This is a genomic window from Paenarthrobacter sp. TRD_SC_7 (genome assembly GCF_056156245.1).
Genome location: NZ_CM149587.1, coordinates 2,114,851 through 2,129,431 on the forward strand (window position 1 = coordinate 2,114,851; position 14,581 = coordinate 2,129,431).

Below are 14,581 nucleotides of genomic sequence, written 5' to 3' on the forward strand. Positions count from 1 at the left end.
CTCCGACTCAGTGCGGTCGAGCCGGCGGTGGGAAACCTGTAGTGAGTACACCTTGAAAGGGCGCTACCTCCGTCCCGTCGATGAGAAAGCCTCGACCTGGGCGGCCGGCCTGATAGGCTTCCAGCCTCACGCCCAGGAGATCGCCGTCATGTGGCGTTCCGGGCGCCAATACCAAACCCATGCTGCAAGCCCGCACTTCCTTCGCAAGCGGCAGGTCTTGAAGGAGGGACGGTCCAGATGTTGCTGTCAGGATGATGCTGCGGACTTTGCCGACCAAGCCAGCCAAAGCCTGTCTGCCTTGGGTATTCAGCAAATCGGCGTCGTCGACGAGGAGGATGCTGTTGGAGGAAAGGGTACCCGCTGCGGCCTCGCATGCGACCGAAGCCCAGAAAGAGCTGGCTGACGGTGCATCCGGCGGAAACACCCATGGAACCAAAGGATTCAGGGCATGAAGCGATGCCAGAGCTGAGCTCTTTCCGGAGCGAGGGCTACCGAGGATAGCGCTGACTCCGTGTTCACGGAGAGGCATGGACACCGGGCTGGCTGCGTCTCCTGCGACGCCGATCCACAGTGGGCTCTCCAGGTTGCCGTCCGTCGGGTGGGCACCTGCTCCACGGGATGCCGCCGAACCAGAACCTGATCCTAACGGAAATTCCTGTGTCCGGAACGCCGCCACGAGTGCATGGAAATCCTCAGCGCGAAGAAGCTCAGGCAGTGGCCGTACCCGGAACGGCGGTTCAGATGGCATGAGGTCACCAAACGGCCAGCGTCCATTTCCTGGAGCCTCCCGAAACTGAGCCACGCTGAGGTGTTCCTTAGCAAAACTTCCCATGACGACGGCGCGCCCTGGAAGGGATTCCACCTCAGGAAGGCGTGGCCAGTGGAACCGCGACTCTTCAGTGGATGCGGAAGGAAAGTAGGCGCGATTCTGTATTGCAGCAAAAAAGCGTGAGCTGACGAGTTCCCGCTCCCCTGAAATCAATACGGTGACGCCTAGAGAGCAACCATCCCTGACAATGTCCTGCAACATTCCTTCTGCCCATCCGAAGGGCCCGCTCCGGAGCGCGGTAGCCCACGAGCACCACCCGGCTACGATCAAAACCAGGGGTGGGCTGAACCTCCCGAATTCACCGGCACTCCGTCGATGTTCCATTTCCGTGGCGAGGCGCTTCAAGACCCGCACTGCGAGGTGCAGTTGGTGGAGGCCCACTGCAGCGCCGATTCGGCCCCCGTCAGAGAGGTCGCCCAGGATGCCGGTTGCGTCGAGGATATAGACGTACGGTTGGGGTCTCTGGGTTGCGAGCATGGCGGACGTTGCCCTGAAGCAGTCCCGCATGCCACTCGAAGCGCTGCCGATCATTGCCAGATGTCCGTGCGCGGACGGCAACCACACCAGCGGGTCCACAACTTGGCGCGTAGGTCTGTCCAGCATTGCCAACGGTCCTACGGCCCAATGGCCTCCCGCCCCGGACTCCACGGCCAGGTTTCCCTCGACGTCCGGCAGTTCATCAAGCCACTGGATCGACGTAGGCAGTGAAGCCGCTACGGGACGTCGGGGGAGAGGTTTGCTGAGCCGTGACCATGCTTCGTGGACTGTGGCCACCACCCACGCGGCGTCAGAATCTGAGAGGGAATCCTGTTTGCTGACCGTATTCCGGACACCGGAACGTTGCTGTAACGCCTCAGACGCCGACTGCACAACCGGCAAGCCACCCTCACACCGTGCGCCAGCTCCCCGGACGTTGGGGGGAGCGGCGAGTGACGCTGTTTGAAATTCTTCGGCACTGCTCGAAGCTTTGGCAAGATATGCACGACCCGGGGCGTCCACGCGGATGGAGGCGGCAGCCTTCGTATTGATGATGTCCATGGACTCGGCTTCGGATTGCACGCGAAGGGCGATGCTTGAGGTCACATTTGCCCGGATATCTGCGGTTAGCGCTCCTTGGGGCCTTTGAGTAGCCATGACCAAATGGATACCCAGGGAACGTCCGATGGTTGCGACACGCATGAGCTCGCGAAGAGTGCCCGGAGCTTCGTCAACCAACATGCGAAACTCATCAATCACCAGGACCAAATGTGGGATCATCGGATCGGTCGGCGAGGCCGTGCGTTGATATTGGACGAGATCTGAGACGCCGGCAGCAGCGAATAGCTCTTCTCGATGCCGGATCTCTCCACGGAGGGAAACAAGAGCACGATCCAAGTGGTGCTTGCTGAGATCCGTCAGGAGACCAACGCAGTGCGGTAGGCCTGCAAGAGGCCGCAAGCCCGACCCACCCTTAAAATCAAAGAACAAAAACGTTGTGCGATCCGGTGAATCACTCAGTGCGATGGAAGCCACAAGTGTCCGGAGAAGTTCTGACTTACCGGAGCCTGTGGTTCCAGCAACCAATAGGTGAGGACCGTCAAGCTTGAAGTCGAAGGTCAACGGCCCATCGTGGCCCTTGCCCAAAACAGCGGTAAGGCCGTTTTGCCTGGATGCGTCGGTCCACCGCCGGAGTACTCTGCGTTGCCCGGAGGGAAGCAACTCAGCCAGGGAACAATTCTTGGGAATCGCACTGCCGGTTTCTGGTCCTTCACCGAAAGCTGAGGCCCGCATGCTACGACAAAACCTATCGAAAACTTCGGCTGGCACGAGATCCGGGACGAAGGGTCGGCGCTCGCCGGGGGTCTCCAAGAAGCCTGCTGTTCCTGATTGAGAAATTTCGATGACGACCCCGGCACGCTGGGACGCAACGGAGCACCTGATTACTTGCCACGCGGCGTTTCGGGCGGTTTTCAAGAGGGACGACAGGAGTTCTGCTTCATCATCCTCTGGGTCATCGACGATGATGAGCCTCCCGTTCGATTGCTGTAGGGCAGCGAGGGCGGAGGCCAGGTTGCTTGTGAGTGTTACCCGGGGAAGGAACCTGGCGCTCAAGGGCAGCCTTCCGACCCGGCCAAGAATAATGACGGGCGCCTCTGCGGAGCCGGGATAACTCGCTAGCTGCATCAGTACGAAACGAATCAGGGCGTCCGTGTGGTCGGGTTGGCCACAGAGTGTCACTACGGGATGCTTGGGATCCAAAGTCATTGCCGCGGTGCCAATGGGCGGGGGCCGGAACTGAGGAGCGTCGGGAACCAGCCGCACGTTTGCGACCGTTTGCGTTGTTCCGAGACGGAGCCACACACCGTGCACTTGAGCAAGGCTCCCTGCCGCCGAGGTTGTAGCCGGAATGAAAGGCGCATCTCCTGTGGAGGCTTCCGCAGCCGTCTTTCCCACCGCGGAAGCGCCGTGAACTGCCACGATGATCTCTGCAGCCGATGGCGAGCACCGACGGCGACGTTCGATGTCTTCCTGCACCGCATGCGCGACGGCCAGCCTGCGGTCCCTGCGGCCCTTCCGTCCGGCGATCAGCGGGAAAAGAAGGCTTAGGGCTGAGATGGCGGTAAATCCCAAGTACATCCAGTTTCCTGTGGCAAAAGCAAGACCGATGCCGGCAATCAACGGCAGTCCGGCCGCCGATGCCATTACGAGACCGCTTCCGGGGCGACTGGCGTGAGGTACTTCGAGTGGTTCTTCCACCGAACAGCCCGCGGCGGCTGAAATCGTCGGAACGGGACCAGTGTCCGTGACCACAGTGAAGGTGGAGTTCCCACAGCGCACCGTTGACGATGAAGTTACCAATTTCCGATGCGTGGGCTGATTGTCCACGAAAACAGGGTTCGCGCCCCCAACGGCCCTTAACGTCAGGGCTGTGCTGGAAACCTCCAGTACGGCGTGTTCCCTGGACATCCCGGGATCCGGCAATGAAATATCGGCAGAACCCCTGCCAATTCGGAACCGGCCCCGTTGAATGCGGAAGATAGAGCCTGCGCCGGGACCTGAGTGGGTAAGCAACATCAGGGGCAAGAGCATGGTCTTCGTGGCTGGACGCGACGGACCATCATCCACAATGACGGCACCCGAGACAAGCGGCGGCAGTCCCACCGTAAGAGTGGCCAAGAGCCGTCCACCAACGGAGAGGAGGCCGGTTCCACGCGCTTCAGCGAGAAGCTGCTGAAGTTGGGCGCCGGACGAGCCTTCCGGGACGGCGATGCTCAGTTCCTCGGGGTCCGTTGTTTTAGCGGCACCAGGGGCGCGTACCAAGGTGCACTCCAAGGCCATAGGGTTTTCCTCTGCATATTGGCGGGTAGTGATTGTCGGGCTGACAAAATCACGCTACGTCCCTGGACATGGAAGCGCTGCGACAGCAGTGGCCTATGTGGACAACTCTTGCCACGCTCATGCAGACGCGGCCTTGACGCCGGGGCATGGTGTCTCAGCTAAGATGAATCTCGTTGTCGCGTGTGCTCAATGAGGAAGGACCTTCACCGGTGATAGTGGTTGCGGAGAGCGCCGATGTTTCAGACAAGGCGGTAATTGGTGATGGATCAAAGATTTGGCATCTTGCCCAAGTCCGCGAGCAGGCCGAATTAGGCGTCAATTGCATCGTGGGACGAGGAGCCTACATTGGCACCGGAGTCAAGATGGGGGACAACTGCAAAGTTCAGAATTATGCACTTGTCTACGAGCCCGCAGTACTGGAGGCCGGCGTCTTCATCGGCCCGGCTGTAGTACTCACGAACGATACTTACCCCCGGGCGGTTAGCCCGGATGGCGGCTTGAAGAGCGCTCACGACTGGGAGCCCGTCGGCGTCACCATTCGCGAAGGCGCATCAATCGGTGCCCGCGCCGTTTGCGTCGCACCAGTGACCATCGGACGATGGGCCACTGTAGCTGCAGGTGCTGTTGTCGCCAAAGATGTCCCTGATTTTGCCTTGATGGTCGGAGTTCCGGCCAAGCGCCATGGTTGGGTCGGTAAAGCTGGTTTCCCGTTGCAGCGCAGCGGTGAGAACTGGGTATGCCCTGAGACCGGCGCCACATATGTTGAACAGAACGAGACCCTTCGAGAGGTAGAGGCATGAGCCCCGAATTCATTCCCCCCGCCAAGCCCATCATCGGTGATGACGAGCGCAAGGCAGTAGAGGCCGTCTTGGCTTCCGGCCAACTCGCACAGGGTTCGGAGGTTGCGTCGTTCGAACAGGAATTCTCGCAGGTCCTCCTCGACGGCAGGGCTGCGGTAGCGGTCAACTCCGGCACTTCCGGATTGCACCTCGGCCTGTTGGCTGCGGGAATTGGCCCCGGCGACGAAGTCATTGTTCCGTCGTTCACTTTCGCAGCCACGGCCAACTCCGTGGCTCTGACGGGGGCGACTCCTGTCTTCGCTGACGTGGACCTGGACCACTACACGCTCGATCCCGCCTCCGTCGAATCGAGAATCACGGACCGGACGGCCGCCATCATGCCGGTTCACCTGTACGGCCACCCCTTCGACGTCGACGGAATCGGCGCAGTCGCATCCAAGCACGGCGTGAAGGTCTTCGAAGATGCCGCCCAAGCCCACGGTGCGGCCGTCAACGGTCGCAAGGTGGGTACGTTCGGTGACTTCGCTATGTTCAGCCTGTACCCCACCAAGAACATGACTTCCGGCGAGGGTGGCATGGTCAGCACCGGTTTGGCCGATGTCGAGCGTCGGCTCCGGCTGCTTCGTAACCAAGGCATGGAACGCCAGTATGAAAATGAGCTTGTTGGGTTCAACGCCCGCATGACCAACATCCATGCTGCCATTGGTCGCGTGCAGCTGACCAAGATCAATGCCTGGACCAAGACCCGCCAGGAGAATGCAGCCTTCTTCGATGCAAACATCGAAGGCGTTGTCACTCCCAAGGTGACTGAAGGCTATGAGCACGTGTACCACCAATACACCATTCGCATTGCTGAGGACCGTGATGGTTTCGCCAAGGCACTGCGTGAGGAATACAACGTGGGGTGTGGCGTGTACTACCCCATCCCGAACCACCGTCTCGCTCCTTTCCAGACTTCTGATGACCTGCCCGTCACGGAGGAAGCCGCGGCCAGCGTGTTGTCGCTGCCCGTTCACCCGTCGCTGAGCCAGGACGATCTTGAGCGCATCGTTGCCGCGGTCAACGCCATTGCGAAGGCAGGAAGCTAGTGGCAAATCTGCGTGCAGGCCTCATCGGACTGGGGATGATGGGCCGCCACCACGCCCGCGTTATTCGCGAGCTTGAAGGCGTCGACCTAGTAGCCGTCGCTGACTCCTTCGGGGACCCTCACAACGTAGCCAGCGGCCTCGAGGTGTGCAGCTCGGTTGAACAGCTCATCGAACAAGGCATTGACATGGCTGTAGCCGCAGTGCCAACCGTGCTTCACGAGGAAGTGGCATTGAAGTTGGCTGAAGCCGGCGTGCACTGCCTGGTGGAAAAGCCCATTGCCAACGACTCTGTGTCGGGCCGCAGGATCGCCGAGGCTTTCGACTCGCGGGGATTGATCGGGGCAGTAGGCCACATCGAGCGCTTCAACCCGTCTTTGCAAAGCCTCCGCGAACGGCTCGGCAACGGCGACCTCGGAGAGGTGTACCAAATTTCGACCCGCCGCCAGGGTCCATTCCCTTCACGCATCGCGGACGTCGGCGTAGTCAAGGACCTTGCAACTCACGACATCGACCTCACTGCATGGCTTGCACAGAGCAATTTCGTGAACGTAGTGGCACACACAACGTCCAGGAGCGGACGCGAGCACGAGGACATGGTCACCGCCATCGGCCACCTCAAGAGCGGCGTAGTCACCAACCACATCGTCAACTGGCTGTCGCCCATGAAGGAGCGCACCACGGTTGTCCTCGGTGAGCGCGGTGCGTACATCGCGGACACCATCTCGGCTGATCTGACGTTCATTGAGAATGGCACCTTCCAGACAGACTGGGACTCCGTCGCGGCATTCCGTGGCGTGTCTGAGGGATCATCCACACGCTTTGCCCTAGCCAAGCGCGAGCCGCTGAAGATGGAGCATGAAGCTTTCCGTGATGCTGTACTCGGAAAGTCCATGAACATTGTCACAATGGCGGAGGGGCTTGAGACCCTTCGCGTTGCCGAGGCCGTGCTCGAGTCTGCAGGGACAGGCTCCGTGATCTCGCTCTAGCTTTGTTCTTTTGCAGTATTGAACGGGAGGCTGGCTATGGGCCAAGCTTCCCGTTCGTTTTTTCGGACAATTGCTGCCTTGCTGCCGCGTGCCGCCGAATCGGGGAACGATCGTAACGTCGGGTAGCCTTGACCAGTAGACGTGGGCATCTCTGTGCCCGCACGCCAATACACAGGAGAGTTTGTGAACGCTGATCTCGTCGTCGTCGGCTCGGGTTTCTTTGGCCTGACCATTGCAGAACGCGCCGCTACCGAGTTGGGGCTGAAGGTTGCGGTGCTTGATCGCCGCCACCATATTGGTGGAAACGCCTACAGCGAGAATGAGGCGCAGACCGGAATCGAGGTGCACCGCTACGGCGCCCACCTCTTCCACACCTCAAATGAACGTGTGTGGGAATACGTGAACCGGTTTACCAAGTTCACGAGTTACCAGCACAAGGTTTACACCAGCCATAAAGGCGAGGTGTACCCAATGCCCATCAACCTGGGTACCATCAACCAGTTCTTCCGATCGGCCATGAGCCCGACCGAAGCAAAGGCACTCATTGCCGAGCAGGCTGGCGAACTGGCGGGAACGGACCCCCAGAACCTTAATGACAAGGGCATCCAGCTCATCGGCCGTCCCCTTTACGAGGCCTTCATTAAGCACTACACGGGAAAGCAGTGGCAGACGGACCCAAAGGACCTGCCGGCCGAGATCATCTCGCGGCTTCCCGTGCGCTACAACTATGACAACCGGTACTTCAACGACACCTACGAAGGCCTCCCGGTAGACGGTTACACCGCCTGGATTGAACGCATGGCGGATCACCCGAACATTGAGGTGGTCCTGAACTCGGACTTCTTCGACGACGGTGAGTACGGTAGGTCTTCTGTCCTTGGCCAGGTACCGGTCATCTACACGGGTCCGGTTGACCGTTACTTCGACTACGCCGAAGGTGATCTCTCGTGGCGCACCATTGATCTCGAAGAAGAGGTCCTGCCCATTGAGGACTTCCAAGGCTGTTCGGTAATGAACTACCCTGACGCCGATGCCGCTTTCACGCGCATCCATGAGTTCCGTCACTTCCACCCCGAGCGGGACTACACCAAGGACGCCACTGTCATCATGCGCGAGTTCTCGCGTTTTGCTGAGAAGGGGGACGAGCCGTACTACCCCGTCAACACTTCTGATGACCGTCAGAAGTTGCTGGCCTACCGAGATCTTGCCAAGGGCGAGAAGTCGGTCCTGTTTGGTGGCCGTCTTGGAACCTACAAGTACCTCGACATGCACATGGCCATAGGTTCTGCCTTGTCCATGTTCGACAACAAGATCAAGCCGCACTTCACCGGCGGCGCCAAGCTTGAAAGTGGGGGAGTAGACGCATGACCGCTACAACAAACGAAAGCCAGGAGATCGCCATGACGGCCACTACTGCTGCTGAAATCCCGGCTTCGACGGAACAGAACCTGCGGATTGTCCAACGCGTGATTTTCCCGGCCAACCGTGACCTCGACACGCTGCCCCTGTATGTGGATCCTGACACTAACAAGGTCCAAAGGAGTGGCAGCAACACCGATGTACAGGCCATTGGCATGGCCAGAAAACTCCACCCCGAGGACATCCTGGACCGCGGCTCCGTCCAGGTCCGCCGTGGTGAACGTCTTTCATTCGGGTCCTATTTCAACGCCTTCCCTGCCAGTTACTGGCGCAAGTGGACCATCGCCACCAAAACCGTGCTTCACATTGAAACCGAGGGCGAGGGGACGGTTATCGTCTATCGCTCCAATGCTCGTGGTGCGTCTCAGCGCGTTGACTCGATTCTGGTTGAGGGCTCTTCCACCAATGATTTCGAACTGACACTCGCCCCGTTCGGCGACGGCGGCTGGTACTGGTTCGACCTCATTGCCGGCGGCGATGGAATGACGCTCAAGAGCGCTCACTGGGCTGTCCCGGATGAGGGCCGCCCACAGGGTCGCGTGACGCTGGGCGTAACGACGTTCAATCGCGCCGACTACTGCCTCGAGACCATCAAGTCCATTGATGCTGACGCTGGTTTGCGGGAAATTCTTGCGGAACTCATCATTGTGGATCAGGGCAACAAGAAGGTTGCCGACGAAGTTGGCTTCGACGCAGTTGCGGATTCCATGGGCGATCAACTTCGGATCATCAACCAAGGCAACCTGGGCGGCTCGGGCGGTTTTGCCCGGAACATGTACGAGATGGTCGTTTCAGACAGGAGCGACTACGTCATGCTGCTGGACGACGATATTGAGCTGGAAACAGAGGGCGTCATGCGTGCAGTGGCGTTCGCAGACCTCTGCCGGAAGCCGACCATTGTGGGCGGCCACATGTTCGATATGTACAACAAGTCCGTCCTGCACGCGTACTCAGAGGTAGTCAACTTCTACCGGTTCCTTTGGGGTCCTGTGGAAGGGCTCGGAAATCATGACTTCTCTACTGCAGGTTTGCGCTCCACTCCGCAACTGCACCGTCGCTGGGACGCGGACTACAACGGATGGTGGATGTGCCTCATTCCCAAGACTGTTGTGGAAACCATCGGTCTGTCCCTTCCTGTGTTTATCAAGTGGGACGACGCTGAGTACTCACTCCGTGGCCGCGCAGCCGGCTTCCCCACCGTGACCCTTCCCGGAGCAGCAGTCTGGCACGTGTCCTGGGCTGACAAGGACGATTCCGTGGACTGGCAGGCTTACTACCACGAGCGCAACCGACTTATCGCGACCCTCTTGCACTCCCCGTTCCCCAAGGGCGGGCGCATCCTGCGGGAGAGCTTGAACACGGATGTCAAGCACCTGGTGTCCATGCAGTACTACCCGGAGCAAGCCCGCGTGATGGCTCTCCGCGATGTTCTCGCCGGACCAGGCAATCTGCACAAGCAACTGCCGACGACGATGCCGAAACTCCGTGCCATGCGCGAGGAGTTCCGGGACTCGCAGGTCAAGACCGACCCTGCAGCTTTCCCGGAAGTCTTCCGCAAGCGTCCCCCCAAGAAGCCCCAGTCTTACAAGCAGCCAGGCGCCTTGGGACTGCTTCCTTGGGCAGTTAAGACTGTTCTCAAGCAGACAATGGCTCCGGTCCGCGATACCGCTAAGGCCAACCCCGAGGCTCACGTCGCCCATCAGGACGGCAAGTGGTGGAGCTTGGCGCACCTGGACAGCGCCGTGGTGTCCAATGCCGACGGCACAGGCGCTTCATGGCACTTGCGAGACCCCAAGATGGCCCGTCAGTTGGTGGTCGAATCGGCCAAACTCCACGCCCAGCTCTTCTCCAACTGGGAGACCCTCCGGGCTCAATACCGTGAGGCCCTTCCCGAAATCACCTCCATGGAGTCGTGGCGGGAAACATTCGAAGCTTCGGAGCCCAGCAAGTAGCAATGACGACTTCCACTGATACTTATGCTGTTCCTGGGGTAGGTGCCGGGCTGCTGGACGTCTACCGGCGCCGGTACCTCCTCAAACTGATAGTCCGTAAGGAACTCCGTGTAAGGTACCGGGGTTCCGTCCTCGGCCTTGCCTGGTCCTACGTCAAGCCGTTGGTTCAGTACGTCGTGCTGTTCTTTGCTCTGGGTATTGTCCTGCGCGTGGGGGACCAGATTCCCAATTACGCGCTCTACATGTTCTCCGGCGTCATCGTCATCAACTTTTTCTCCGAAGCGTTTTCGAATGCCACGAGATCTATCGTCTCGAATGCTGCCTTGGTCAAAAAGATCTACCTGCCAAGGGAGTTGTTCCCCGTTGCGTCGGTGTGGGTGGCAGCGGTTCATTTCCTCCCACAACTGGTGGTCTTGTTGGCAGCTGCGCTGTTGAGCGGGTGGAAACCGGACATTATGCAGCTTATCGGAGCTGCGCTGGGCTTCGTCATTGTGGCAATTACGGCAACGGGTTTGGGCCTGTTGGCTGGCGCCATCAATGTCTTCTTCCGTGACGCCGAAAACATCGTCGATATGCTGATGATGATTGTTACTTGGACGTCGCCGGTGCTCTATGACTGGACCATGATCCGCCGGCTGGCGCCTTCTTGGGTGTTGGTCATCTATCAGCTGAACCCGATCACTGTAGCTGTCGAGTTGTTCCACTGGGCCTTCTGGTATCCCACTGTTGACCGTCCAGTCGAACTACCTCCGCATCTCATGTGGACGGGATTGATTGGTCTCGGCATGGCAGCCCTGTTCCTTATCATCGGCCAACTCGTCTTCCGACGACTTGAGGGCCACTTTGCGCAGGAGGTCTAGATGGGCGCGGCAATAATCGTCAAGGGCCTTAAGAAGACGTTCAATCTCCGCCATTCGCACTCCCTGAAGGAGACTCTCGTTTGGTTGGCCAAGGGTCGGAAAAGCGACCTCAGCAAGAAGTTCGATGCTCTCCATGATGTGAGCTTCGAGATTCAGCCGGGGGAGACCGTGGCATTGTTGGGGTTCAACGGCTCAGGAAAGTCAACGCTGTTGAAGCTCATATCGGGGGTTATTCTGCCGGACAAGGGGACAGTCCGCACGAAGGGTCGCGTAGCTGGGCTCATCGAAGTTGGCGCAGGATTCCACCCGGACTTGTCCGGGCGTGAAAACGTATTCCTCAATGCCGCGATTCTGGGAATGACTGAGCAGGAAATCAACGAGAAGTTCGATGAGATCGTTGCATTTTCCGAAATAGAACAGTTCATCGACACCGAAGTGAAGTTCTATTCCTCCGGAATGTTCCTGAGGCTGGCTTTCGCAGTTGCGGTACACACACAGCCGGATATCTTCTTGGTGGATGAGATTCTGGCTGTGGGCGACGAACCGTTCCAGAAAAAGTGTTTGGCTAAGATCAAACAACTTTCTGCGGAAGGACGGACACTGGTTGTGGTCAGCCACGACCTCGACATGATCTCTCGGATCTGCGACAGGGGAGTTGTGCTTGGCTCCGGTACGGTGCAGTTCGAGGGCCCCGCTGACGAGGCTGTAGCTTGGCTGCGCGATAGCAACTAGCCTGGTAGCGCTTATGTGACCCGCAAGAGGGCAGCAACAAGGCCACCTCCCATCTTGTCCAATAGATGGGAGGTGGCCTTTGCCGTACCCGAGTTGCTGCACTAGAAGGTGTACCGGTACGGATCGGTCTGACCTGCCCTGAGACACGCATCCTGCCATCACACCTCTCTCCGTCCGAAAGGCTGTGGCGGAGCCTTTGAGGGCCAATGCAAAAGAGCGTCCGTCCCTGTGGCGGGACGGACGCTCTTCTGAGCTGCGGGTGCCTCCGGGGCGATGCCGGCTGGTTAGACAGAAACCTTTTCGGCTGGCTTCTGAATGACGTGTTCTTCCGACTTGGTGCGGCGTTGCCGACGAACATAATGGAAAACAGTGAACACCAAGATTCCGAACCACGCGGCCGCTTGAGCACCGAGGCCCATGGTGAGGCCCGGCGTCGTAAACGTTACGTCCACAGACTTTGCGCCGGCCGGAACATCCACCAGTATTACTCCTGCTGGGCCCTGCGTCAGCTTCTGCGGTTCTCCATCAACCGTAACGGTGTAGCCGGGCCACGCGAGACGGGCGAGGGTCAGTTTCCCGGCGCTGCCATCGCCGGACAGCGTGATGTGTTCATCGTTGCCGTTCCGGACCGCATCCTGCACGGAGATGCCGGCGGAGGCCCAGGAAACAGTGCCAGGGTAGGGCAGCGGGTCCTCCCGCTGAAGGATTGTCCTGGTCTCATCCGAGGCCACAATCGACCAGCCAGGGGCTACGGTGAGTTGGTCCGGGGCGATCAACGTCTTTTGGACGGCGACAGTCTCGACTTGGAGGACATCTGCTAAAGTAACGTCAATTTCCCCGGACGCCTGCTTGAACAGCTCGGTGTAGGCCAGCGGGCAAGTCTCCCCGCGATAGTTCATGCACAGAGCGTTGACGTACGTGGTGAAACTGATCCCGCTGTACCGGCCCATGCTGTTGTTGACGTCGGCATTGAGGATCTGATTGCCATAAAGAAGGCGGCCCTCAGTGAATTCCTGTCCTGTGATCTTCATAGTGTTGAAGATCTGAATGGTGTTACCCCTGTAGCTGCTGGTTGAGTCGCGGAGCGTGTCCGCATCCACGGGGGAACCGATCCCGGCAACGGCATTGTTGGGGACGAACTGCCTGGATTGCATTCCCAGGGTGGCAATGGTTCCGATCACCATCACCGCTGCGAGGCCCCGGTAACCGAAGCGTTTCCAGCCAAAAACGGCCAGACCCACAAGGCCCAACGTTACGGCCAAGGTGAAGACCTGCCATTTGCCGCCTCCAGGCACCATGGACCATGCCCTGTAGGTTCCGAACCCAAGAATGGCCACGGTAATAAACAGCCGCTTCTTCCACGATGTGGTCTTCAAGCCCGCAGAGGCAACGACTGCGACGAGGACGATGACGCCCAGGTACACGTACTCGATGAGGCGGATGGGCCAGCGGAAAACGAGCACCTGGGAAGGAGCGAACGTCAGCAGGAAGTAGATTCCCGTGATGATGTAGATGCTGAATATTTGACGCGAGCGGTTCCTGAAGCTTCGGAAATCAAGCCAAGGAAGCAACGGCAGGACGAACCACGCCAGGTAACTTGACGGGACGTTGTCGATGGGGGCCCAGAAGTTGTTAATCCGAGGCGTCATGGACGATGTGCTCATGGTCAGCAGCGACGACATATCCGGGGAAAGGAAGAGGTCATTCAGGATCTCGTTCTGCTGCCGTACTGTAACGGCTGAGCTGAGGGGCAAGGGGAAATAGACCAGGACAGCGGTCAGACCCACAAGCGCACCGACAATGACGATCGGAATAAGCCGACGCCAGTGCCTCATAAGCATCAACTCGACGGCGACGGCCGCGAGAACCAAGATGACGCCAATGGCACCGTAGGGGTTTCCGGCAGTCATCGTGAGGAAGCCCAACAGGAACGGCAGGAACGGCGACGTGTTGCGACGCGCATAGCGGCGGACAGACCACCAGAAAACGGTAATCCAAGCGAAGGCCATCAGGCCGCCTGGCCAGCGTGCAGCCTCGTAGAACAGCGTGAAGCCGCTGAAGGGGATGGCTACACCGGCGGCCAGGGCGAGCGGCCTGTTGGAACCGTAGTCGCGGGCAAGCATGAACGTACCGAACGCCAGCAACGCGATGAACTGGACGATGATGAAATAGCTTGCCAGAGACAGGTTCTCGAAGTTCGAAACGATGACAGAGTTGACGATGTTGACAGGGTTGAAAATACCGTAACCCACCTCGGCCACGATATTGCCGCCCACCCAGCCACCGGGTTCCATTAACGGGAATCGGCCTGATCGTATCTCCTCACCCATGTGCCGCCACAAGGGGAGGAAGGACTGCATCATGTCGTCCCAGTAGTAGAACGTGGGATTGAACAGTCGGGGAATGATGGAGGCGACGGCTGCTATTGCGGCAGTAACAATGCCCCAATGCCAGTCGTGCTGCATGAAGTAGCGCCGTCGGGTCACCGGCGGGCGCTGGGCAGTAGCCCCGGAGGTTCCTGCTGTCATGGTCGTACCTTGCTCCTTAGCGCGCGGCATAAGTATGAATATTGGCCTGAAAGACTGCCGGGATTCCGG

Annotated in this window: 9 protein-coding genes; 7 read left to right on the forward strand and 2 right to left on the reverse strand. The window is 59.2% G+C overall.

The window, feature by feature from the left end; genetic code table 11:
* Nucleotides 1-7 precede the first annotated feature (7 nt).
* Nucleotides 8-4,147, reverse strand: coding sequence for an FtsK/SpoIIIE domain-containing protein (locus tag AC0J5Z_RS10225; RefSeq protein ID WP_475038968.1), 4,140 nt, complete (start codon nucleotides 4,145-4,147; stop codon nucleotides 8-10).
* A gap of 182 nt (nucleotides 4,148-4,329) precedes the next feature.
* On the opposite strand from AC0J5Z_RS10225, the gene AC0J5Z_RS10230 reads away from it, so the two are divergent.
* From AC0J5Z_RS10230 to AC0J5Z_RS10260, 7 genes are all read left to right on the forward strand, one after another.
* Nucleotides 4,330-4,947 (forward strand): acyltransferase, encoded by a 618-nt coding sequence (locus tag AC0J5Z_RS10230; protein WP_014922230.1) that lies wholly within the window; start codon nucleotides 4,330-4,332, stop codon nucleotides 4,945-4,947.
* Complete coding sequence (locus tag AC0J5Z_RS10235) at nucleotides 4,944-6,035, forward strand: DegT/DnrJ/EryC1/StrS family aminotransferase (protein WP_475038970.1); 1,092 nt, start codon at nucleotides 4,944-4,946, stop codon at nucleotides 6,033-6,035. The genes AC0J5Z_RS10230 and AC0J5Z_RS10235 overlap by 4 nt, the downstream gene beginning before the upstream one ends.
* Nucleotides 6,035-7,021: a Gfo/Idh/MocA family oxidoreductase gene (locus AC0J5Z_RS10240; RefSeq protein WP_475038972.1), complete on the forward strand. Its 987-nt coding sequence runs from the start codon at nucleotides 6,035-6,037 to the stop codon at nucleotides 7,019-7,021. The genes AC0J5Z_RS10235 and AC0J5Z_RS10240 overlap by 1 nt, the downstream gene beginning before the upstream one ends.
* 183 nt (nucleotides 7,022-7,204) lie before the next feature.
* Nucleotides 7,205-8,389 (forward strand): UDP-galactopyranose mutase, encoded by a 1,185-nt coding sequence (glf, locus tag AC0J5Z_RS10245; protein WP_026005450.1) that lies wholly within the window; start codon nucleotides 7,205-7,207, stop codon nucleotides 8,387-8,389.
* Nucleotides 8,386-10,392 (forward strand): glycosyltransferase, encoded by a 2,007-nt coding sequence (locus AC0J5Z_RS10250; RefSeq protein WP_475038974.1) that lies wholly within the window; start codon nucleotides 8,386-8,388, stop codon nucleotides 10,390-10,392. Before glf ends, AC0J5Z_RS10250 begins: the two co-directional genes overlap by 4 nt.
* A 2-nt stretch (nucleotides 10,393-10,394) precedes the next feature.
* Complete coding sequence (locus AC0J5Z_RS10255; protein ID WP_475038977.1) at nucleotides 10,395-11,252, forward strand: ABC transporter permease; 858 nt, start codon at nucleotides 10,395-10,397, stop codon at nucleotides 11,250-11,252.
* A complete protein-coding gene (locus AC0J5Z_RS10260) occupies nucleotides 11,253-11,984 on the forward strand; it encodes an ABC transporter ATP-binding protein (RefSeq protein ID WP_475038980.1) in 732 nt (243 codons plus the stop codon). It begins immediately after the preceding gene.
* Nucleotides 11,985-12,268: 284 nt separating this feature from the next.
* Here AC0J5Z_RS10260 and AC0J5Z_RS10265 read toward each other — a convergent pair whose 3' ends face one another.
* Nucleotides 12,269-14,512, reverse strand: a complete 2,244-nt coding sequence (locus AC0J5Z_RS10265) for a hypothetical protein (RefSeq protein WP_475038982.1) — start codon at nucleotides 14,510-14,512, stop codon at nucleotides 12,269-12,271.
* Nucleotides 14,513-14,581: the final 69 nt, after the last annotated feature.